Raw genomic sequence first — 20,144 nt, 5'->3', positions numbered from 1 at the left:
GATGGCTCATTGCCTTGGTCGCTGCAATTCAAACCGGGCACGTATAGTTAACGAGTGGCCTGTTCAATGCTATACAACTCGTGTTCAGGTCAAACGCACCGTCAATCACCCGAGACTTTCCCCGCCCATGCACGGACGCCCCCTCCTCATCGCCCTATTCCTCACCGGTACTGCCATGGCCGCAGAACCCTCCCGCTACACCTACGACGAAGCCCCCACCGATGGCTTCATGTACGCCGTGCGCTATCAGCAAGCCAAACTGGCCTGTGGTTCGCTGCCCGAAGATCTCGAGGCGGACTATGCTAAAGCGATGTGGCTGACTGGGGAGGCCAGCCCTGCGTTTAAAGCTAGCTATGCACAGCGCTTGGCAACCCAGCCAAAGTGGGGCAAACCGGCGTCTCCTGAAGAACAGGCGCTTGCGTGCGAACAAAGCCAGCACACCTTGCGCGTAACGGTGCAGCTCGCCCGGCAATGGTTTTCCGGTGGCTGGTAGCCACGTGTTTTAACCCATTGATCGGCCCGTTGATCGGCATAGGTATCTACACAACGATTGGACCTGACCAATCCAGCGGCGCAGAGCCGTAGGCCCAACGTCCATAGATGCACAGACGTCGGGAACTGAGCAGCTATCATCAAGAACCATGCTTGCAGCACGTTGCTTGAACTCGCGGGTGTAGGACTATCGCTCGTGCATGGAACCTCCTGATTGGGCGAATCATATCGTCCTTAAGAGGTGTCCGGGATCATTAGGCCAGTTCAAGCACAAAACCGATACGAATTCCTGTGGTACTACGCGCTCAAGCCACCGTGTTACACCACCTGCTGGACCTGATCCGCTTCAGGCTCTAGCGCATCCACAGTAGCGACATGGTTGGTGATGCCGAAAGGAATGTGCACGGATGGAGCAACTGCGCTAGTCGATTTAAGGTGCCCTGATTGGTCATCGAAAAAGATGTGTGGTTTCAATACACCTAAAATTTTTCCTTTCTCGATGCCGCCTAGGAAGAATGCGTCATTGGCCATGACACCCCAACTCTTGAGTGTATTCATCGCACGCTCATGAGACGGAGCATTGCGGGCTGTGACGATCGAGACGCGTATGCGGTTTTCGTATTCAGGATTGAGCTTTTTGTGCTTCTCCTCGACCGACTGGATTTTGGATATCCGCACCATGAATTCCTTCAGCGGCCCAGGGTTATGGGGCTGCATGACATTCTTCACTTCGTGCGCATGGAATTCAGACAATCCAGAGGCCTGCATGATTGTTTCGGACTCATCGCCAGCGAGCACGCCGTCAAAGTCGAATGCGATGCGTAGGGTTTTATCAGTCTCGTCGTCTTCAAATTTTGAATCGAGAACCTGGCCAGCCGGGTACCCGGCCCTGATAGCCGCTTCCACGTCTTTTTTGTCACCCGACAAAAATAAAGCGATATTCAGTGCTGGTATGTATTCATAAGGAGATTTTCCCTGCATGAAAATCGCCCTTGTCATCCCAAGCCCATAGTGCTCGATAGTCTTCAGTACGCGCAGCCCAGTGTCGGGATCATTGCGCGAAAGAAGTATCACCTCGACGAGCGGATCCGTAGGATCGACGCTCAGGTCATTCACTGACAGTAAACGCTTGATGAAGGGGAACGCTATCCCCTTAGGAAGCGGGACGTGCAGATTGTCTTGCTGAAACTTGCGGTATTCCTCCTCCCCCTGACTCTGAAACACTGCGTCCGATGCCAGCAAATCAAACACAGCGCTGGAAGCGACGCCGATCACTAGGCGATTTTCTAACTCGTAGGGCATTGGAACCTCTCTTGATGCCTCTAAACGCAAATATTGATGGGCATCGAACATGCCGATAGATTTCAGGGCGGATCGAGAAGCACACATCGCGCGCCTCCTCCCACGCACAGTCAGGCATATCAATCTTCAAATCAATCTGCCGGTTGCTTTCATTATGGGAGGATGACTTTGAACCTTGCTGATTGGCGCCAAGTCAGCCGTCACCTGATCGTCGGATGTCGGCCCCAAGCTATTCTCCAGAGCGAAATTGGCATAATATGCCAACATCAAAAGTATCTGTTTGCGTAGAACTGGAGCTAGTTATGGCGACGCGAAACGTTGTGCTCACCCCTCACCAGGACCAGGTTATCCATGACTTGGTGCAGTCCGGCCGTTATCAGAATGCCAGCGAAGTGATGCGAGAAGGTTTACGTCTATTGGAGCAGCGCGTCGCCGAAGACACCGCCAAAATTGAGGCACTGCGTCAGGCGACCTCGATCGGCATCATGGATCTTGAGCACGGGCGCTTTACTCAGGTAAACGAGGGTGATCTGGAGCACTACCTCGAGAGCTTGAGCCTGGAGGCAACCCTCCCTGCGAGAGAGAAACACTGAGCATGCCGCAGTATCGGATCTCCAACCCGGCTCGTGCCGACATTGTCGACATCCTTAGGCTCTCCCAGACGCAGTTCGGCGATCAAGCACGCCAGCGCTACCAGGCGCTGATCCTCGCGGCGCTGCAAGCGCTTGCCCACACGCCTTATCGCATTGGCAGCCACGACCGCGATGAACTTGCAGCGGGCCTTCGCAGCTATCACCTCATCTATTCACGCCAGCAGGCCAAACAAACCCATGGAACGGTCAAAAGCCCACGCCATATCGTGTTCTATCGTGTGACAAACGACGACGTGATCGAGGTCGTCAGACTCCTTCATGACGCCATGGAAGTGCAGTTGCACTTGCCTAACGACTGATCAGCGACCTGGCCCAACGGCTTAACTGGCCAGGAATAGCGAAGTCCGTCGGAGATCGCCATTTCCGATCACTCGCACACTCGGTATGAATGGGGGCAAAAGTGGGGGCAAACAAAAGTGTTATCGACCTGAAAACATTGTCCCAAAGCCCAGTCAAAATGTTTTTTGGGGACCCCGACAGTTTGTAATCGAAGTCCCCATCAAGCTTCAAAAAAACCTTTAATAACATGCATGACCGACTAACCCAGTGCGCCGCAGCTTGTCTGGATCCCCTGAGTTCAAAACCGAATCAGCGGCAAATTTTGGCTCGTTAAGTTGATTGTCACATCCTGAACATTCCGCAAATCAACCTTCTCTGAGTTTACTCATGTTCTGATCTTCGCTTGGTGCAAACCTCTCCTCACCTGCTACGGGTACCCAGCCGTTCAACGGTGTCAGGAAATGCAGTTCAAAACGACGTGACAGGAACGCCCATTTTCCGTTCCGACGTTCAAACCTGTCGTGATACAACCCGCTGACTTGGACCGGGCCTTTTTCAGTGTCGACTCTTCGTGCCAGATTCCGCTCAGGAGCGACACGTCGATGCGATCGAAGGCATTGGCGTAGGCGCTGATCAGCGACTCGATGGCGGCGCGACCTCCAGGGCGTCCAGTCGGGTGTTCAATTCTTCACTGTTCATGTTGAGGTGTCCTGCGGGGGCTTCGCAAAAGCGACAAAAGCAACCCTCTGCAAGGGTTGCACCTGGTTTGATCGGGAGGTCAGATCTGCGACAGCCCGCCGTCGACCATCAGTTCCACCCCGTTGACATATTTCGCATCGGCGGATGCGAGGAACAGCGCTGACGAGGCGATTTCTTCAGGTTTGGCCATGTACCCCAGCGGAGTGATCTGCTCGACATGGTGGCGCAGCGCGGCAATGTCGCTTTCGCTCATCTTCAAGCCGTTGTCCATCAAGGGGGTACGGGTGAAGCCAGGGCTCAGGACATTCGTTCGGATCTTGCGGCCTTTGAGTTCGTTGGCCCATGTCCTGGCGAAGGACCGCACGGCAGCCTTGGATGCGTTGTAGAGGCTCAGTCCTTCCATGCCATTGCTGGAGCAGATAGACGCCGTCAGCACAATCGAAGCGCCGTTTTTCAACAAAGGCATCAACGTCTGCACAGTAAAAAACACGCCCTTCACGTTAATGTCGAAGAGGTTGAAGTACGCCGCCTCGGTGGTCTCGCCCAGCGGGTTCTTTTCGCAAATACCCGCGTTGGCAAACACTGCGTCCAACTGATCGTTGCGCCCCTCAATCGTCGCCTTGAGCTGATCGAGATCAGCCTGGCGCGCGACATCGGAAATAACCGCGATCGCTCTATCGCCAAGCCTGGCCACCGCAGCCTCCAGGGTGGCTGCTGAACGCCCAGTGATGTAAACACGCGTGGCCCCCTCTGCAATCAAACCCTGCGCAATCGCATACCCGATCCCGGTGGATGCGCCGGTGACCACTGCCACCTGACCAGCGAATTTACCTGACATATCTGACTCCTCAGTCTCGTTTGTGTGGACCGACTGGAACCACAGTGCGGCCATTTTGAGAGGAATCAGGCACTCGACGGCACTGCCATTAATGAACACTGGCCGTTCAATTTTGTGAGGCGTCAGCCCAAGTTTGATCGTTTAGATTGGGCCCCATTGATTCGGAGCATGACCCGCCATCGTGAATATTCTGGAACCGAAGGGTTCCAGGCAGGAGACCTTATGCCACAGACAAAAATCGCCCCACCGGAACCGCGGCGCTGGTTGATGTTCGCCATCTTATTGGTCGGTGCGTTTTTACCGCCGCTGGATTTTTTCATCGTGAACGTGGCGCTGCCCTCTATCCAGCAATCGCTCGGCACGGCCTCCTCCGCCGAACAGTTGATCATTTCCTCGTACGCGGCGCTTTATGCCGTGACACTGATTACCGGCGGACGGCTGGGTGATATCTACGGTCGCATGAGAATGTTTTTCCTTGGCCTGGTTGGTTTCGCAGTTGCCTCACTGATCTGCGGCGTCGCCGAGTCACCTTGGGTGTTGATCGCCGGACGTTCGCTACAAGGCGTGACGGCTGCCGTCATGGCGCCCCAGGCACTCGCTTCTGCGCAGGCTATATTTCCCGAGTCCGAAAAGCCCTTGGCGCTGAGTCTCTATGGCGCGGTCTTTGGACTGGCGTCGGTAGCCGGCCAGGCACTTGGCGGGATATTGATATCGCTCGACTTGATGGGCTTGGGGTGGCGGGCGATATTTCTGGTTAATCTACCGATTGCGTTGCTGGTCATTCTGATCGCCATTCCCGTGGTCAGGGAAACCCGCGCGCAACAGACAAGCAAGCTGGATCTGGGTGGAACCGTCCTGTCCATGGCGACACTTGGGGCGCTGATCGTTCCATTGATTGAAGGGCGTGAAGCCGGCTGGCCCTTGTGGGCCTGGCTATCGCTTGCGGCAGTACCGCTGCTGGGCTGGCTGTTCTGGCGCTACGAAGCCCGTTTGCACCAGGCGCAAGGCTCACCGTTGCTTGATCCTGTCGCATTGCGCACGCCTGGGTTGGGCCGGGCACTGCTCGTCGCCCTGACCTTCTACGCGATCGGCGTATTTTTCCTGCTGTTTTCCATGTATTTACAGGGAGCGCTGCATACGAGCCCACTCAATGCAGGCCTGATCTTCCTTCCTTTTGGCGCGGGATTTTTGCTGGGCCCGCTTTCCACCCCTCAATTCAGGCGTTTCCTGGGGGCTTACGTGAACCCCGTCGGGATGGGGCTTGAGGTGCTGGGGTTCGTGCTCCTGGCCTGGCTCGTGGCGCACACACCGATGGCCGTCACGCCCCCTGCGCTGCCCCTCGCCGTCATTCTGTTTCTGATCGGTTTCGGACAAGGACTGGCCCTGCCGACATTGATGCGAATGATCACAGGACGCGTGGCGCCCGCGTATTCCGGCATGATTGCGGGCATTGCCAGTTCTACCCTGCAAATCAGCACATCACTGAGCGTGGCGATAATAGGCGGCATTTTCTACACCCTTCTGGGCACGGATACGGACGCGGCCGCCCTCACTCACGCCTTCACCGTTTCCATACTCTGCATCGCGGCATGCCTGGCCTTGGGCGCGGGACTCAGCCTAAACCTGGCGCGCCAACCGGCTGCGCAATTGCAAACGGCAGCCCTGCGCCCAGTAGAATGAATCATCGGCCCTGCTGCGAGCCGATCATGCTCGAGGCAAGGTCGGCAAGGGCACGAAGACTGTCCATCTGCCGCATGTCCTGGTGGTAACCCATCCAGATGTCGCGACCCGGTGGCGGTTCATGCGGATCAATCAGCCGCAGCGCCGTCAACTGGTCGCCCAGGACGCGGGGCAATACGGCGACACCCTGCCCTTGCGCGCACATGTGCGCCTGGACTGTGCGGCTGCTACTGGTGAACACCTTACGGGCCAGAGGGTAACGCTGCTGCAGCCATTGCACATCGGGATAGTGAGACTGGGCAACACTCATGGTGATCAAACCCACCCCGTCGCCCTGCGGCTCGGGGTCAGCGGATCCGACGGCCGCGTATAATCCGTAGCTCAAGGTAGTCAGTTTGCGGTGGACAATATCGGGTTCGGTGAAAGGAACGATCCGAAAGGCAATGTCGGCGTCGCGACGAGCCAGGTCAAACAATCGATGCCCTGCGATGACCTCGGGCACGATCAGCGGATAACGTCGTCCCAGTTCACTCAGGACCGGGGCCAGCACATAACAGGCGAACCAGTCGGCGCAAGAAATGCGCAACACACCTTCTGGCTGTGCGCTGTCCCCCGCCAGGCGCCTTTCGATTGCCAAGGCACTTTGTTCCATTTCCTGCGCCAGACTGAGCAGCTTTTCTCCGCTGTCGGTCAGGACCAGACCTTGGGTGGTACGCAGGAAAATGGGCTGGCCACTGGACTGCTCAAGCACCTGCAAGCGTCGCCCCACGGTCGGATGGCTGACACCCAACTGCTTGGCGGCAGCGCCCAACGACCCGCTACGGGCAATCGCAAGAAAGACCCGCACATCACTCCAGTCCATGCGTTACCCCGTACAAAAATGAGCAGTGAGAGTGCAGCAATGGCACTGCCGTAGCAATCCCAGGGCCGACATACTGCTCTGCATACACCTTCGTTGAAACACCAACCGGGGACTGCAAATGTCGACTTTGTCGCCGTCGCTCATGCTGGAGTTGCAGGGCGTACATGATGATCACTCAAGCGATACAATCGCTGGGTGAAGCAACCGAACTCGTTCAACGCCTCAGCTACTAAGTACACCGACTAAATGCCAAACGTAAAGCGGCCCCTACCTCAGAAGGACTGCTGTCACTGGGAATATGCACATGGCGCGCGTCATTGATTCCCTTGCTGGTCCAAACCTCCAACTTTTCGTGATGACTGGGGCGAAAGGTTATGTGACCTTCCTTCCTTTCGATACTGCACTTCTTCATGTCCTTGAATAAAGCACGCTTGCTCTTGTAGCCCCAGCGCTCCAGCGTCCGACTGACCCACTGATCATATCGCTGAGTGGACAGGTCACGGTCGTACAGGTCCATATCGAATGTCGCTTCAGGGTGAATCCAGACATCGCTGCGTGGCTCGGGAAGCACGAATCGGCTATGGGCCAACGCATCCAGCACCAGGGTGCCCAACACGTGATCATCGATCTCGGTGTCGGACTGGTGCTCGACACCTTGTGGGTCAGCGCGACTGCTGCGATAGCCAGAATAAGTAGTGACGTAAAAAAGCTCCTTATTGACGCCGGCATCCGCCCAGGCTGTTTTAACGACATCATTCATCTTTTCCTCTCCCTCAACAGAACAGGCGTCAGCTAAAAAATATTGATTATCTGAAATCTTGTACGCGCCGTCGTCCATGGCGAGCACGCGTTGTTCCCGTAGATCAACGACGCCCCCCGCCTTCGACCTGCACAGCGACGACCACTCTTTCACGTTATCTGCCTCTAGCCTATTGCGGCCATTGATTATCCAGCCTTCGACCCTGCCAGCCTTGAGTGCACTCTCCGCGGCTGCTTTGGCCGATCCCTCAGGCATATTCTTTACGGAGTTTATGATCTCTGATTGCCAGGCCTGTAACTTTGAATCGGGCAAGGAATTCGGATAGCTCCCGCTGGCGTTGGCGTATCCGAGGTCCGAGGTCCGAGGCGATGCGCATCACAGGCTCGTTGCCGGTCGTTGTGGCTGACCCAACAGGTGCATTTGGCAATGCGAGGCAGAAACATAAGACAAACTGCGGCTACCCTGAACACGGCTACCCTGAACAATGTCCCATTCGACAACGGCAAGAATCAGGAGTGATGGAAATGCGCAGTTTTACCCTTCAACGTATCGATCATGTTGTTCTGCGGGTCAAGGACATTGAGCGCAGCCTGGCGTTCTACACATCCGTGCTGGGGTGTGATGTCAAAAAACGCCGTGACGACCTCGGCATGATTCACCTGAGTGCTGGCACATCCATGATTGACCTGGTTGATGTGAACGGACCGATCGGGCGTCAGGGTGGGCAGCCGGCGGGCAAGCAAAGACACAATGTCGATCACGTTTGCCTGCGGGTCGAGCCGTTCGATGAACAGGCCATTCTCCAGCACCTGGCGGCAGCCGGGGTATCCGCTGAAGCGGCCGTGATGCGGTATGGCGCGGAGGGAACCGGGTTATCGATGTATCTCAATGATCCTGATGATAATCAGATCGAGTTGAAAGGCCCTGCGGTGCAGGCTTGATGGCTGGAAAGCGTCGAGCCTGAGTCATCATCCGACTGTGCCAGTGAACTTGTGCACGCACCCTTCCCGGTAAATTCAATCTGTTCGACCGCGTTACGGCGCCCCCACCGTCAGGCTTCGGCGTCCTAATCGAAAGCCCCCTCGAGCACCTCATAAATAAGGCCGGAAGCAATAGCCACGAGGATCAGATCGGTGCCCGCCTGCTGCCATTCGTAGCCGTCATAATGCGGCAGCCTGCCCAGCAGGCGCCCATCGAGCTTCTTGGCAATGCCTGGAGGCAGCGGTTTGCCTCGCGCTAACTTCTTCTGTATGCCAGGCGGCAATGATGGGCCTGGGCTCCAATAGTCACGATAGCCACCAAGCACCCCCAGGATGCCGCCACGGTCGATACTGGGGCCGTGCCCCCTATCATCGGCGTCTGCGCCTTTGCCCTTATGGCCCTGGTTGCCATGACCCTGGCCGCCTTGTGCGTTGCCCTTTGCGGAACCCTGGCCCTTGCCGTTGCCAGGGTCGGCCACCGCCGCCACCGGGCCCAGGACCAAAGCGAGGCACGTAACAGCAACCGCCAGCGTGCGGGGTTTGAACATGATCGTCTTCTCCGTAAGGGAACCTCCCTTGGAATGTAGTCGACATTGGCGATAAGCAGCGTGCCTGTTTTTCACATAATAAAAATAGGTAATTTTATTTAAGATATAAATAATATTAACTGATAATTAGCTTATTCCAAAAAAGACTTTCCACAAGGTTTTTTATAGATATATCTTCATTTCACAGACCGACCCCATACCTGGCGGAGGACGCACCCACACCCTCCAGGTTACCTCCATGCCAGACATCGCCTTCCCCACGCCCCTCAAGAAATTACCTCTTTCACTCCTGACCGGCTCCCTGCTCCTGACTGCTGCGCCCTCTTTTGCCGAAGACGCCAAGCTCGACACTGTCACCGTGATTTCCACCGGTCTGCGTGGCCAGCAACGCACGGTGGCCGACAGCCCGGCGCCGATCGATGTGATCAACAGCGACCAGTTGCTCAAGACCGGCCGCGCCGAGTTGTCCGAAGCCATCGCCAAACTGCTGCCGTCGTTCAACTTCGGCACCAACATCGCCGGCTATAACTCGGTGACCCGCCCGCTGAGCAACCGCAGCCTGGGGCCGGCCTACACCCTGGTGCTGGTCAACGGTAAACGCCGGCATAACGGCGCCACCGGCCAGCGCGGTTCCATCGATAACAGCGGTGCGAATGCGGTGGACATCGATCTGATCCCGGTCAGCGCGGTGGACCATATCGAGGTGCTCAAGGACAGCGCTGCCGCGCAGTACGGTTCCGATGCAGTCGCTGGCGTGATCAACATCATCCTCAAGTCCGGGAAAAGCGGCGGCCACCTGGAGACCAGTTACGGTCAGTTGTATTCCGGCCAGGGCGAGACCATCAAGGTCGCGGGTGACCAGGGCTTCGAACTGGGCCAGGGCGGCTTCTTTCACTTCTCCGCCGATGCGCGCAAACGTGGCAGGGCATCGTGGAACGACAAGGCCGACAGCAGCGTGCGGGCGTTCGCTGACCCAGCCAAGGAAGCGGCCTGGGACCGGGTGGCGATCAAGAACGGCGACCCGGACCTCAAGGCCTTCAACCTGGCCTACAACGCCGAACTGCCGCTGGAAGACCTGACACTGTATTCGTTCTCCACCTACGGCGAACGCGATGCCGAGGCCGCCAACTACTTTCGCCTGCCGACTGGCACCGCCGCAGTGCCCGAGGTGTTTCCCGACGGTTACTTCCCGCTCAACAACATCAAGGACCGCGACTACCAGTTGCTGTTCGGCGGCAAGGGCCTGGTGGCCGACTGGAACTGGGACCTGAGCACCACCTACGGGCGCAACAACGTGCACCACTCCAGCGACCTGAATATCAACCCGTCGCTGGGCACCGCGTCGCCGACCAAATTCGACAACCTGGCGACCTTCCGCTTCGAGCAGTGGGTCAACAACCTGGACTTCACCCGCCGCTACGACAGCCTGTTCAACCTGACGCCGCCGGTGCAGGTCTCCGCCGGCCTGGAACACCGCTGGGAGCATTTCAGTACGTTTGCCGGCGAGCGCGAGGCCTATATCACCGGCACCTACCCCGCCGCATCGGGCGCACAGGCGGCGGTGACGATTCGTCCGGAAGATGAAGTCAGCCTGATCCGCAATAACTACGCCGGTTACCTGGACCTGGGTTTCGACCTGACGGACCGCTGGTTCCTCGACGTCGCCGGGCGGGTCGAGCACTACGACGATGACTCGGGCAACACCTTCGGCCTGAAAGTGAACTCACGCTACGAACTCACCGACAGCGTGGCTGTGCGCGGCACAGTGGGCACCGGTTTCCGCGCACCCTCCCTGACCCAGATCGGCTACACCGTGGCCGACAACCGCGTGGCGACCGATGTGAACGGCAACGTGGTGCCGGCCGTGACGCGCCTGACGCCTTCTGGCAGCAACCTGGCCAAGGCGCTGGGCGGCGATGACCTCAAGCCGGAGAAATCGCGCAACCTGGGGCTGGGCCTGACCTGGCAGCCAGCGCCACGCACCAGCGTCACCGCCGACGCCTACCTGATCGACATCGATGACCGCATCGCCCTGACCAGCAATATCTACGACCGTGGCAACGGCGCGATCAACGCCATTCTCGCCGCCCAGGGCGTACCCACCGGTACCTGGGTCAACTACTACACCAACGCCTTCGACACCCGCACCAGAGGCCTGGACGTGGTGGCCGACCACACCACGCCGCTGGAGGCATGGGGCGATGTGCGCTGGAGCCTGGGCTTCAACTGGAACAAGACCACGATTGAAGGCACTCGCGGTACGCCGGCGGCACTGGCCGGCTCCGGCGTGACCCTGGTCGGCCGCGACCGCGAAGGCGACCTGACCGACGCCTCACCCAAGACCAAGTGGATCCTTGGCGCCAACTGGAAGGTCCGGGACCTGGCCGTCAACCTGCAAACCGCGCGCTACGGCGCGGTCAAGACCCTGGCCGTCAACCCCTCCGGCGACCGCAGCTTCGGCGCCAAGTGGATCACCGATCTGGATGTCAGCTACACCTTCGTCGACAGCCTCACCGTGAGCATCGGCGGCACCAATATCTTCGACATGCGCCCCGACAAACACGCGGTGTACAGCAACCTCGGCCTCGCGGCCTACGGCAACCCGCCGTTCTACCCCGGCGGCGGCTACTGGTACACCAAGCTCGCCTACGACTTCTGATCCACACGCCACATGAGGGCACACCATTGAATACCGCCAACTTGATGAGCCGTCTGCTGGCCCCCTGCGCCCTGGCGCTGAGCCTTGCCGCCTGCTCGCCCGGGAATGACACCCAGGCGGGCAAGACCCTGAACATCGCGTTTTTCGGCGATAACACCACCCTGGTCAGCGTCGATCCGTTCCAGGTCTATTGGCTGGAGCACCGCGTGCTGCTGCGCAACGTGGCCGAGTCCCTGACCGACCAGGACCCGCAGACCGGCCAGATCATTCCGTGGCTGGCCAAACGCTGGGAAGTGAGTGACGACGCCCTGACCTATACCTTCCACCTGCGTGAGGACGTAACCTTCAGCAACGGCGAGCGCTTCGACGCCAAGGCGGTGAAAACCGCCTTCGACAGCGACAAGGCACTGGCCACCGAATTGCCGGCCACCTTCGGCGCCACCTACCTGGCAGGCTTCGACCACGCCGAGGTGGTGGACGACTTCACCGTCAAGCTGGTGCTGTCCAAGCCCAATGCGGGTTTCCTGCAAGCTACCTCCACCACCAACCTGGCGATCCTCGCGCCGGCTTCCTACGCGCTGAGCGTGAAGGAGCGCTCCCTGGGCAAGATCATCGGCACCGGGCCGTTCGTACTGGCCAGCTACACGCCGGAAGTCGGTGCGCACCTGACCAAGCGCAAGGGCTACGCCTGGGCCTCGGCCAATATGAAAAACCAGGGTGAAGCGCACCTGGACGCGGTGGACATCAGCTACATCCCCGAAGAAAGCGTGCGCAACGGCCTGTTCCTGCAAGGCAAGGCCGACATCCTGTGGCCACGCAACCCGTTCTCGGAGGTCGACCTGAAGCTGTTCCAGTCCAAGGGCGCGACCATTCAGAGCCGTTCGCTGCCGGGGCCGGCGCTGAACCTGTACCCCAATACCCGTGGCGAGCGGGTCCTGGCCGACCGGCACGTGCGCCAGGCGCTGCAAAAGGCCCTCGACCGCAAGAGCTACGCCAGCACCGTCTACAACGCTGAGTTCCCGGTGGTGGACGGCATCTTCGATGTGACCACGCCGTACTTCAAAAGCCAGGGCGCCAAGCTGGCCTATGACCCGGCAGGCGCCGAGCAACTGCTGGAGCAAGCCGGCTGGACCAAGGGTGCGGATGGTTACCGGCAAAAGAACGGCAAGCGCCTGAGCCTGAGCTACAACATCACCCCGGCCGAGACCGCGGGCGACGTGCTGATCCAGGACCAACTGCGCAAGGTCGGCATCGAGTTGAAACTCAGCGTGGTCACCCGCGCCGAATGGGTCGCCAACAACTCGGCGGGCAACTATGACCTGACCATCAACTACATGACCCGCGCCGACCCGATCATCCTGCAGACCATCCTCGATCCACGCAGCGCCAACAGTTCCACGCTGGCCACCAACACCTATGAACCGGCGGTGCTGGAACAGGCCAAGGGCTTGTTCGACGCCGGCATCACGGCCACTCAAGCCCCACAACGCGCTGCCGCCTATGGCAGCCTGCAGGATTTACTCATCGATGAAAGCTCGGCATTCCCGGTGTATGAGCGCGTGTGGCAGGCGGCGACCTCGCCCAAGGTAAAAAATTTCCGCTGGACCGCCGAGGGCTTTGCGCTGCTCGGTGATATCGAGATCGGCACGCCATGAGCCGCTATCTGATCGGCCGTATCGGCCAGGCGCTGCTGGTGCTGTGGGGGGCCTATAGCATCACCTATTTCATTCTGTATCTGCTGCCGGGCGACACCTTGTCGATCATGCTCAGCGCGTCGGGCATGGAGGCCGACGCGCTGTCGGTGGAGGACCTGGCCAAGGCGCGGGCCTACTACGGCCTGGATAAAGGCCTGTTCGAGCAGTATGTCGACCTGCTGCTGGGGGCGTTGCGGGGGGATTTCGGACAGTCGCTTTCACTGAATCGCCCGGTGGCCGAGTTGCTTGCCGAACGCCTGCCGCAGACCCTGTCCCTGGCGGGCCTGGCCATTGTGCTGTCGCTGCTCGGTGGAATCGGCCTGGCTTACCTGACCGCCTATATCCGTTGGCAACCGCTGAAAACAGCCTTGGCGCGCCTGCCGTCGCTGGGGTTTTCGGTGCCGGTGTTCTGGATGGGGCTGTTGCTGATCCAGGTGTTTGCCTTCGGCCTCGGCTGGTTCCCGGCCACCGGCAGCCGGGGCCTGGAAAGCCTGGTGTTGCCCGCCGTCACCTTGGCGATTCCGAGTGCAGCGGTGTATGCCCAGGTGCTGCAACGCAGTTTCCAGGGGGTCTGGAAAGAGTCCTACATCACCACTGCGTACGCCAAGGGCCTGAGCCGTGGCCAGGTGCAGGCACGCCATGGCTTCAAGAATGCCGCGCTGCCGATCCTCACCCTGATCGGGTTGCAGGTGGGCAATACGGTGTCGGGCGCGGTGTTGGTGGAGACCATCTTCGCGCGCTCCGGCATTGGCCGCCTCGCACAGGAAGCGGTGCTGCGCCAGGACATTCCGGTAGTGCTCGCGATCGTTTCGGTGTCGGCGGCGGCTTTTGTCCTTGTAAACCTGCTGGTCGACCTGTTGTACCCGTGGTTCGACCCGCGCATCTCCCACATCCCAAAGGTGTCCTAGACCATGACTGTCCTTGAGCAGAACCTGGGCCGCAATACCCTCCCGGCCAGCCCTGCACCGTGGCGCCGCCGCAGCCGCCTGCAACGCGTGGCGGCGACGGTGTTGCCCCTGTTGCGCCGACCGGGGTTCAGCCTGGCGCTGCTGGTGGTGGTGTTTGCATGGGTGGCGGCTGTGGCGCCGCACGTGTTGAGCAGCTTCGATCCTTACGCCACCTCGCCCATCGACAAGCTGCGCGCGCCCAACCTGATCCACTGGTTTGGCACCGATGAGCTGGGACGCGACCTCTATACGCGGGTGGTGCATGGCGCCGGCCTATCGGTCCTGGCGGCGTTCCTTGCGGTGGGCATCGCCCTCTTGGGCGGGCTGGGCCTGGGCATCCTGTCGGGTTTTGCCGGGGGGCGCATCGACGCGGTGATCATGCGCTTTGTCGATGTACTGCTGGCCCTGCCCGGCCTGCTGCTGGCCCTGGCGATTGTCACGGCCATCGGCTTCGGCACGGTGCCGGTGGCGATTGCCGTGGGCATCGGCATTATTCCGGGATTTGCCCGCACCACCCGCGCCGAGGTGCTGCGGGTCAAGACCCTGCCCTACGTCGAGGCCGCGCGCCTGGGCGGTGCCAGCTGGGGGCGCACCTTGCTGCGGCACATCCTGCCTAACGCATGGGGCCCGGTGGCCGTGCTGGCGACCCTGGACTTCGGCGCGGCGATCCTGGCCACCGCAGGCCTGAGCTTTCTCGGTTTCGGCGCCGCGCCACCGGCTGCGGAATGGGGCACCTTGATCGCCAACGGTCGACACTTCCTGATCACCGCTCCCTGGGTTTCCCTGCTGCCCGGACTGTTCCTGGTGGCCCTGGTGTTCAGCCTCAACCATATTGCCCGCACCTTCGAGGAGATCCAGCGATGAGCGCTCTAGTAGATGTTCGTCAACTCAGCGTCAGCTATCGGCACGGCCACACGGCGGTCAATCGCCTGTCACTGAACATCGCCCAGGGCGAAACCGTGGCGATTGTCGGCGAGTCCGGCTCCGGTAAATCGACCCTGGCCAACGCTATCCTCGGTCTGTTACCGGACAGTGCGCAGATCACCGCCGGCCAGCTGTGGGTAGACAGCCACGACCTGACCCACGCCAGTGAACGCCAAAAGCGCGCATTGCGCGGCCGCACCATCGGCCTGGTGCCCCAGGACCCGACGGTCAGCCTCAACCCGACCCTGCGCGTGGGCCAGCAGATCGCCGAGGCGCTGATCCTGGCCAGGGGCAAACGCTACCCTGGCGTCGATGCGGACATTGTCGAACTGCTGCAACAGGTGGGCATCGACACGCCCGTACTGCGTGCGCGCCAGTACCCTCATGAACTCTCCGGCGGCATGCGCCAACGCGTGCTGATCGCCATTGCCCTGGCGGGCAACCCGCGCTTGATCATCGCCGACGAACCCACCAGTGCCCTCGACGTGACGGTGCAGCGCAAGATCCTCGACCACTTGCAACGCCTGGTGAGTGAACGGGGGATTTCGCTGTTGGTCATCACCCATGACCTCGGTGTGGCCGCCGACCGCGCCGACCGGATCCTGGTGATGCAACACGGTGAAGTGGTCGAACAGGGCACGCCAGGCCGGATCCTTGGCGCGCCACAACACGATTACACCCGGGCACTGATAGCCGCCGCTCCGGCGTTTGCCAAACGGCGCGAGCCCTTGCTGCGCATTGACTCGACCCAGGCCCCGATCCTGAGCCTGAAAAACGTCGGCAAGACATTTGCGCTGCCCAAGGTCAAGGGCGAAGAATCAACGTTCGTGGCCCTTGAGGACCTCAACCTGCAGGTGTATCCCGGCCAGACCCTGGCCATCGTCGGTGAGTCCGGCTCGGGCAAGAGCACCGCGCTGCGCATCGCACTCGGCCTGGAAAAACCGACGCAGGGCCAGGTCTGGTTCGAGCAACAGGACGTCACCCACCTGAACTGGCGCGACTTCCGCCCACTGCGCCAACGCCTGCAACTGGTGCAACAGAACCCATTTGCCGCCCTGGACCCACGCTTCACCGTGTTCGACAGCATCGTCGAACCCCTGGTGTCCTTCGGGCGACTCAAGGGCGCCGCGCTGGAACAGGCGGCCCGGGAGTTGATCAGCCGCGTGCATTTACCGGTCAGCTACCTGGATCGGCTGCCGCGAGAGCTGTCTGGCGGCCAATGCCAACGCGTCGCCATCGCCAGGGCCCTGGCGTTAAAGCCTGACCTGTTGTTGCTCGACGAGCCGGTGAGCGCGCTGGATGTGTCGGTGCAGGCGCGCATCCTTGAGCTGCTGGAGGAGCTGCAACGGGAGATGGGCATTGCCTATGTGCTGGTGTCCCACGACCTGTCGGTGGTGGCCAACTTTGCCCATGAGGTGCTGGTGTTGCGCAATGGACGGGTGATTGAACACGGCTCGGTGGAGCGGATATTCAGTCACCCGGGGTGTGAGTACACGCGGGAATTGATTGCTGCCATCCCCGGCCGGCACGTTACGACTCAGGCAGCGTGAAGAGGACCTGTCCCAGACTGCATCGGGCTACTCAATCCAAGTGTGGTCGCTATTAATACTGATATGCTCTGCCAACGGAGCAAAATGGGCATTTGCCTCGGCCATCCATTTCACGACAGGTTCGACTGACAACACAACTCCTTTTTCAGCTATATCATTGATCGAAGAAAAAGCTGATATATATCTTTGATATTTTGGATGCTCTTTGCGCACCACATCATTTAAAAGACCTGGACCAAAAACTCTTGATTCCTCCGTCATGTACTGGGTCATGTCGTCGATCTGCGCTTCTGTTATAGCTCCGTGTGGGCGATCTTTAAAGAAACCGGGATTCTCCTGATAACGGGCCCAGCCTTCTTCCTGGATCTTTTTCAACAAGGGGTTACCTTTCAACGTGCCGAAATTGCTTGAGTTAAAGTCAAGTTTCATCCCCAGCATGGGTTCATTGACAACGTCATTCAATAGCAAGTCACCCGGTGCAACCTTATAGACTGACGTACCGAAACCAGTTAGGAGTTCGTCATCTGTATCGAGATAAATGCCTCCAAAATGCTCCATCATCGGATAACGCAGTATATCGCTGGCGGCCGATAGGTTACGATCACTGCCCTCGCGGGCAAGCAGTGCAAAGGGCTCATGAAACTTTGTTTTCTGAAATTCAATGAAAAATGGCTCTTGACGCATATCAATGATGGTCGCTGATGGCATCGCCTCTTTTAACACGGCTAACTGTTCGTTGGCATGCATGCCATCCAATAACACGTGTACAGTGGTTGAAAAGCCAGCCTGCTCTTTTGCGAGCGCTGCATTTTTTTCAATCACCTTAGCTCTTTCCATCAGCTTCTCGGCATCGCCCATCCATATTTGATGAATTTGTTTAGGGATCTCGACTTGACCTGCAGCCGCCTCAATACGAGGCAGGGTGGGTAACTCCTCAATGCCAAATTGCTTTAGAGAAGCAAGACGTTGTTCATCCGTCACCCCGGCGAACGCTTCGGGTTGCGCATACTTGAACCCTTTGCCCTCCTCCCATTTCAGTAGTCGATGGGTGCTCGCGAGTCTCCAGGTATTATGTTGCAAATCAAACTCAACGGATTTCCAATAACCGTCAACTTCGGCCATATAGCTGATGGCGCGCGTGGCAGTGTGTTCATGGATTCCCCTGAATACCGTTGACGTCTCGAGCTTTCCGGCTGCTTCACCTCGTCCGCCCCCCTCTACCCCAGTTCTTCGCCAGGCACCGGCCTCGTCAGGATTAGCGACAATAGCGCCACTGACCAATTTTGCGGGATCCTTGGGGTCTGGGATTCTCAGATGATAGCTGAGCCCATCAGCCATATCAGGTTGTTCTGCAGCAAAGTACTTTCTGCCCCGAAACATTATCTCTCGCATCCCAGGGTATTGTGCGGGGGGCTCGAGTTTTTCCGCGTTCATGACCACTGACGTACTTACAAACTGAAGATCTTTTGTTTGCGCGTCATAGTCCCAGCGGTAATGTTTGCCAACGGAGTAACGTTCCAGGCCTTCTTGCAGCGCAACATTCGCATCCGTCATGCCTTGAGCCACCTCGTGTATCAACTGCAAGCCTGATATAACGGCCACAGCATTGCCCTGAACGCGATCGCTGGCAGTTTTCCCATAAATTCCGTCATGAATACCAAAAACGATATTCCCCGTATTGCCGACCAACGGTACATAACCGAACGTGTTACCCCAGAAATCTTTGGCCTCTTTCCACGACTGTTGAGATGAACCAAAAACCTCAGTCTGGTCAGCCCATCGGGCATTGTTTGCGTTAACAGCCTGGAATCTGGAGGCAACCCCCTTACCGTTATTACCCTTCAGCCGTCCAAACTTAAGCCGGTAATCACTGCGTCGTGCACGCGTATAGTTAAAGAGCTCTCTCACCGGAATCGCTTGGTCAGCAACCAGACTCTTATAACCTTCATAGGTCGCCCCACCACCCGCAATCAATGTATCCAGCACATCACTTGCACGCGGCCAATGAACATCTATGCCCCCTTGCTTATCACGTGCATTGAAGCTGCGATTGAGGTCATCTCGATTTTGTTTAGCCCATTGTGCAAAATCGTCATCGCCCTGGATTTCATGTGCTTTTCCATGTTCCAGATCAATCATCAACCCCTTGTTGGGTCGATGTTCAAAATTGCCCTCATAGGGCGTGTAAGCAATAAAAGCATACCCGGACAATGGGTAGCCGTAGATATTGGGAACAATGACCTGTCCATTCTCCTGCACTGTTCGACGCACCGCTTCTTTGGCCTCAGCGCTCAAATTCCCGCCCTGCGCCTTATCGCTCATCAGGCTGTTTAAGATACTCTGCAAGGCATAAGCATCCGCCTTCCCGGCACGCTGGGCTCTAGTACCTGATTCGTCGCGCATAGGCTTGGCGACATCGGCCTCCCAACTGGCTTGCAGCACTTTCCCGAGTGACTCAAGGGCCTCTACATGTTCTTCATCTGCCGGCTCGATGTGCAAAAAACTGAAGTTCACGGGACCACCGCGCTCAACTCTATCGTGCTCAAGGGCACCGGCGGCCAACTCCCAAGCAAAATAGGTTCTCTTTTCGGCGCTGCTCAGATGCTCCGGTTTTCCCATGCCCGTGTACGTTTTCAGGGTGACCGTTACTTTTTGATGGGGGTCGCAACCTGCCGCCAACAAAGCACCGCTGAAATAACCTGCCGGTGTCAAGAAAGGTTTGAGGTGTTGATACCTGACATTTCTTTCACCTTCAGAACCAGTCTCGATATTGTTTATCTGCGTCTTGATTCGATGGGTATAGTTCTGGACAAGCCGCCTTCTTTGATCGAGGGAAAGGTCTGCTCGCGGCGCACCTGTAGCGTCAGTTCCAGCGATAATCTCGGCAGGGTCAAGCAAAGAAGCCACGCCGATAGTCGGAGAGTCGGACCGTGAATCAGTGCTTCGAGTGCCCGATATTCCCTGATTGGCAATCTGTTTGTCGTTCGACGCTTGAGTGAGGGGTTTGAATGGCGGCTGCGATGTAACCAATGCGGCGTTCAAAAATGAATGCATAGTCTCTCCTGAGCTTCTTCCTTAAAGGTCCTGGTATTCAACCGATCTGATCGGTTGCCTGCACAGCCCTCGATGTTTCCTGGCAGTGCGACTCCTTTCGTGGAGTTCGATATTTGATGGTTCCAAACGCAAATGTAGGAATACATATCAAAGGCGAAAAACAGCAGGGACCGGCTCGACCTTTGCGTGGAATCACATTTTCCGCACCTTTGTACGAGCTGAG

The 20,144-nt window shown here is 58.3% G+C and carries 16 protein-coding genes and 1 pseudogene; 10 read left to right on the top strand and 7 right to left on the bottom strand.

All coding sequences use genetic code 11. The features are described from left to right. The first annotated feature begins 175 nt into the window (after positions 1-175). Positions 176-493: a hypothetical protein gene (locus LUU92_RS13795; RefSeq protein ID WP_257103806.1), complete on the top strand. Its 318-nt coding sequence runs from the start codon at positions 176-178 to the stop codon at positions 491-493. Between the two features lie 9 nt (positions 494-502). Here LUU92_RS13795 and LUU92_RS13790 read toward each other — a convergent pair. Both LUU92_RS13790 and LUU92_RS13785 read right to left on the bottom strand, forming a co-directional pair. Further along, a pseudogene (locus tag LUU92_RS13790) lies at positions 503-664 on the bottom strand (transposase); the annotation flags it as partial. Positions 665-810: 146 nt separating this feature from the next. Next, on the bottom strand, positions 811-1,794 hold the full coding sequence (locus LUU92_RS13785; protein WP_173903821.1) for a 5'-nucleotidase: 984 nt from the start codon (positions 1,792-1,794) through the stop codon (positions 811-813). Positions 1,795-2,096: 302 nt separating this feature from the next. Between LUU92_RS13785 and LUU92_RS13780 the strand changes: the two genes are divergently transcribed. Both LUU92_RS13780 and LUU92_RS13775 read left to right on the top strand, forming a co-directional pair. Beyond that, on the top strand, positions 2,097-2,387 hold the full coding sequence (locus tag LUU92_RS13780) for a type II toxin-antitoxin system ParD family antitoxin (RefSeq protein WP_057010991.1): 291 nt from the start codon (positions 2,097-2,099) through the stop codon (positions 2,385-2,387). 2 nt (positions 2,388-2,389) lie between these two features. Next, on the top strand, positions 2,390-2,746 hold the full coding sequence (locus LUU92_RS13775) for a type II toxin-antitoxin system RelE/ParE family toxin (protein ID WP_257103805.1): 357 nt from the start codon (positions 2,390-2,392) through the stop codon (positions 2,744-2,746). A 758-nt stretch (positions 2,747-3,504) separates the two neighbouring features. Here the strand turns inward: LUU92_RS13775 and LUU92_RS13770 are convergent. Then, positions 3,505-4,263 (bottom strand): SDR family oxidoreductase, encoded by a 759-nt coding sequence (locus tag LUU92_RS13770; protein ID WP_257103804.1) that lies wholly within the window; start codon positions 4,261-4,263, stop codon positions 3,505-3,507. 222 nt (positions 4,264-4,485) lie between these two features. Between LUU92_RS13770 and LUU92_RS13765 the strand changes: the two genes are divergently transcribed. Then, positions 4,486-5,943: an MFS transporter gene (locus LUU92_RS13765; protein ID WP_257103803.1), complete on the top strand. Its 1,458-nt coding sequence runs from the start codon at positions 4,486-4,488 to the stop codon at positions 5,941-5,943. 1 nt (position 5,944) lies between these two features. On the opposite strand, the gene LUU92_RS13760 is transcribed toward LUU92_RS13765, so the two are convergent. Both LUU92_RS13760 and LUU92_RS13755 read right to left on the bottom strand, forming a co-directional pair. Next, positions 5,945-6,805 (bottom strand): LysR family transcriptional regulator, encoded by an 861-nt coding sequence (locus LUU92_RS13760; RefSeq protein ID WP_257103802.1) that lies wholly within the window; start codon positions 6,803-6,805, stop codon positions 5,945-5,947. 229 nt (positions 6,806-7,034) lie between these two features. After that, positions 7,035-7,643, bottom strand: a complete 609-nt coding sequence (locus LUU92_RS13755) for a contact-dependent growth inhibition system immunity protein (RefSeq protein ID WP_257103853.1) — start codon at positions 7,641-7,643, stop codon at positions 7,035-7,037. 446 nt (positions 7,644-8,089) lie between these two features. Here LUU92_RS13755 and LUU92_RS13750 point away from each other — a divergent pair, with 446 nt between their 5' ends. Continuing rightward, positions 8,090-8,506, top strand: a complete 417-nt coding sequence (locus tag LUU92_RS13750) for a VOC family protein (protein WP_093513212.1) — start codon at positions 8,090-8,092, stop codon at positions 8,504-8,506. Between the two features lie 125 nt (positions 8,507-8,631). On the opposite strand, the gene LUU92_RS13745 is transcribed toward LUU92_RS13750, so the two are convergent. Continuing rightward, positions 8,632-9,093, bottom strand: coding sequence for an anti-virulence regulator CigR family protein (locus LUU92_RS13745; RefSeq protein ID WP_092250118.1), 462 nt, complete (start codon positions 9,091-9,093; stop codon positions 8,632-8,634). Between the two features lie 238 nt (positions 9,094-9,331). Here LUU92_RS13745 and LUU92_RS13740 point away from each other — a divergent pair, with 238 nt between their 5' ends. The 5 genes from LUU92_RS13740 to LUU92_RS13720 are packed head-to-tail and all read left to right on the top strand — an operon-like array spanning position 9,332 to position 16,867. Further along, a complete protein-coding gene (locus LUU92_RS13740) occupies positions 9,332-11,752 on the top strand; it encodes a TonB-dependent receptor plug domain-containing protein (RefSeq protein ID WP_257103801.1) in 2,421 nt (806 codons plus the stop codon). A gap of 44 nt (positions 11,753-11,796) precedes the next feature. Further along, entirely contained in the window at positions 11,797-13,407 is a 1,611-nt protein-coding gene (locus LUU92_RS13735) for an ABC transporter substrate-binding protein (RefSeq protein ID WP_071488456.1), read from the top strand. Beyond that, entirely contained in the window at positions 13,404-14,354 is a 951-nt protein-coding gene (locus LUU92_RS13730; RefSeq protein ID WP_071488412.1) for an ABC transporter permease, read from the top strand. The genes LUU92_RS13735 and LUU92_RS13730 overlap by 4 nt, the downstream gene beginning before the upstream one ends. 3 nt (positions 14,355-14,357) lie before the next feature. After that, a complete protein-coding gene (locus tag LUU92_RS13725) occupies positions 14,358-15,257 on the top strand; it encodes an ABC transporter permease (protein ID WP_257103800.1) in 900 nt (299 codons plus the stop codon). Next, positions 15,254-16,867: a dipeptide ABC transporter ATP-binding protein gene (locus LUU92_RS13720; protein WP_257103799.1), complete on the top strand. Its 1,614-nt coding sequence runs from the start codon at positions 15,254-15,256 to the stop codon at positions 16,865-16,867. The genes LUU92_RS13725 and LUU92_RS13720 overlap by 4 nt, the downstream gene beginning before the upstream one ends. Positions 16,868-16,894: 27 nt before the next feature. On the opposite strand, the gene LUU92_RS13715 is transcribed toward LUU92_RS13720, so the two are convergent. Continuing rightward, the gene (locus LUU92_RS13715; protein ID WP_257103798.1) at positions 16,895-19,921 is read right to left on the bottom strand and encodes a glycosyltransferase; all 3,027 of its coding nucleotides are present in this window, start codon (positions 19,919-19,921) and stop codon (positions 16,895-16,897) included. Between the last annotated feature and the right edge of the window lie 223 nt (positions 19,922-20,144).

Origin of the sequence: Pseudomonas extremorientalis (assembly GCF_024584605.1) — a bacterium.
In the GTDB taxonomy this organism is placed as follows: Bacteria; Pseudomonadota; Gammaproteobacteria; order Pseudomonadales; family Pseudomonadaceae; genus Aquipseudomonas; species Aquipseudomonas extremorientalis.
The sequence above is the reverse complement of the archived record's forward strand: the minus strand, read 5'-3'. Positions and strand labels throughout refer to the sequence as shown.

Bases quoted from the DNA above. Each gene is read 5' to 3' on its own strand.
- LUU92_RS13795 (WP_257103806.1), top strand. From the start codon at position 176: ATGGCCGCAGAACCCTCCCGCTACACCTACGACGAAGCCCCCACCGAT.
- LUU92_RS13785 (WP_173903821.1), bottom strand. From the start codon at position 1,794: ATGCCCTACGAGTTAGAAAATCGCCTAGTGATCGGCGTCGCTTCCAGC.
- LUU92_RS13780 (WP_057010991.1), top strand. From the start codon at position 2,097: ATGGCGACGCGAAACGTTGTGCTCACCCCTCACCAGGACCAGGTTATC.
- LUU92_RS13775 (WP_257103805.1), top strand. From the start codon at position 2,390: ATGCCGCAGTATCGGATCTCCAACCCGGCTCGTGCCGACATTGTCGAC.
- LUU92_RS13770 (WP_257103804.1), bottom strand. From the start codon at position 4,263: ATGTCAGGTAAATTCGCTGGTCAGGTGGCAGTGGTCACCGGCGCATCC.
- LUU92_RS13765 (WP_257103803.1), top strand. From the start codon at position 4,486: ATGCCACAGACAAAAATCGCCCCACCGGAACCGCGGCGCTGGTTGATG.
- LUU92_RS13760 (WP_257103802.1), bottom strand. From the start codon at position 6,805: ATGGACTGGAGTGATGTGCGGGTCTTTCTTGCGATTGCCCGTAGCGGG.
- LUU92_RS13755 (WP_257103853.1), bottom strand. From the start codon at position 7,643: ATGGACGACGGCGCGTACAAGATTTCAGATAATCAATATTTTTTAGCT.
- LUU92_RS13750 (WP_093513212.1), top strand. From the start codon at position 8,090: ATGCGCAGTTTTACCCTTCAACGTATCGATCATGTTGTTCTGCGGGTC.
- LUU92_RS13745 (WP_092250118.1), bottom strand. From the start codon at position 9,093: ATGTTCAAACCCCGCACGCTGGCGGTTGCTGTTACGTGCCTCGCTTTG.
- LUU92_RS13740 (WP_257103801.1), top strand. From the start codon at position 9,332: ATGCCAGACATCGCCTTCCCCACGCCCCTCAAGAAATTACCTCTTTCA.
- LUU92_RS13735 (WP_071488456.1), top strand. From the start codon at position 11,797: ATGAGCCGTCTGCTGGCCCCCTGCGCCCTGGCGCTGAGCCTTGCCGCC.
- LUU92_RS13730 (WP_071488412.1), top strand. From the start codon at position 13,404: ATGAGCCGCTATCTGATCGGCCGTATCGGCCAGGCGCTGCTGGTGCTG.
- LUU92_RS13725 (WP_257103800.1), top strand. From the start codon at position 14,358: ATGACTGTCCTTGAGCAGAACCTGGGCCGCAATACCCTCCCGGCCAGC.
- LUU92_RS13720 (WP_257103799.1), top strand. From the start codon at position 15,254: ATGAGCGCTCTAGTAGATGTTCGTCAACTCAGCGTCAGCTATCGGCAC.
- LUU92_RS13715 (WP_257103798.1), bottom strand. From the start codon at position 19,921: ATGCATTCATTTTTGAACGCCGCATTGGTTACATCGCAGCCGCCATTC.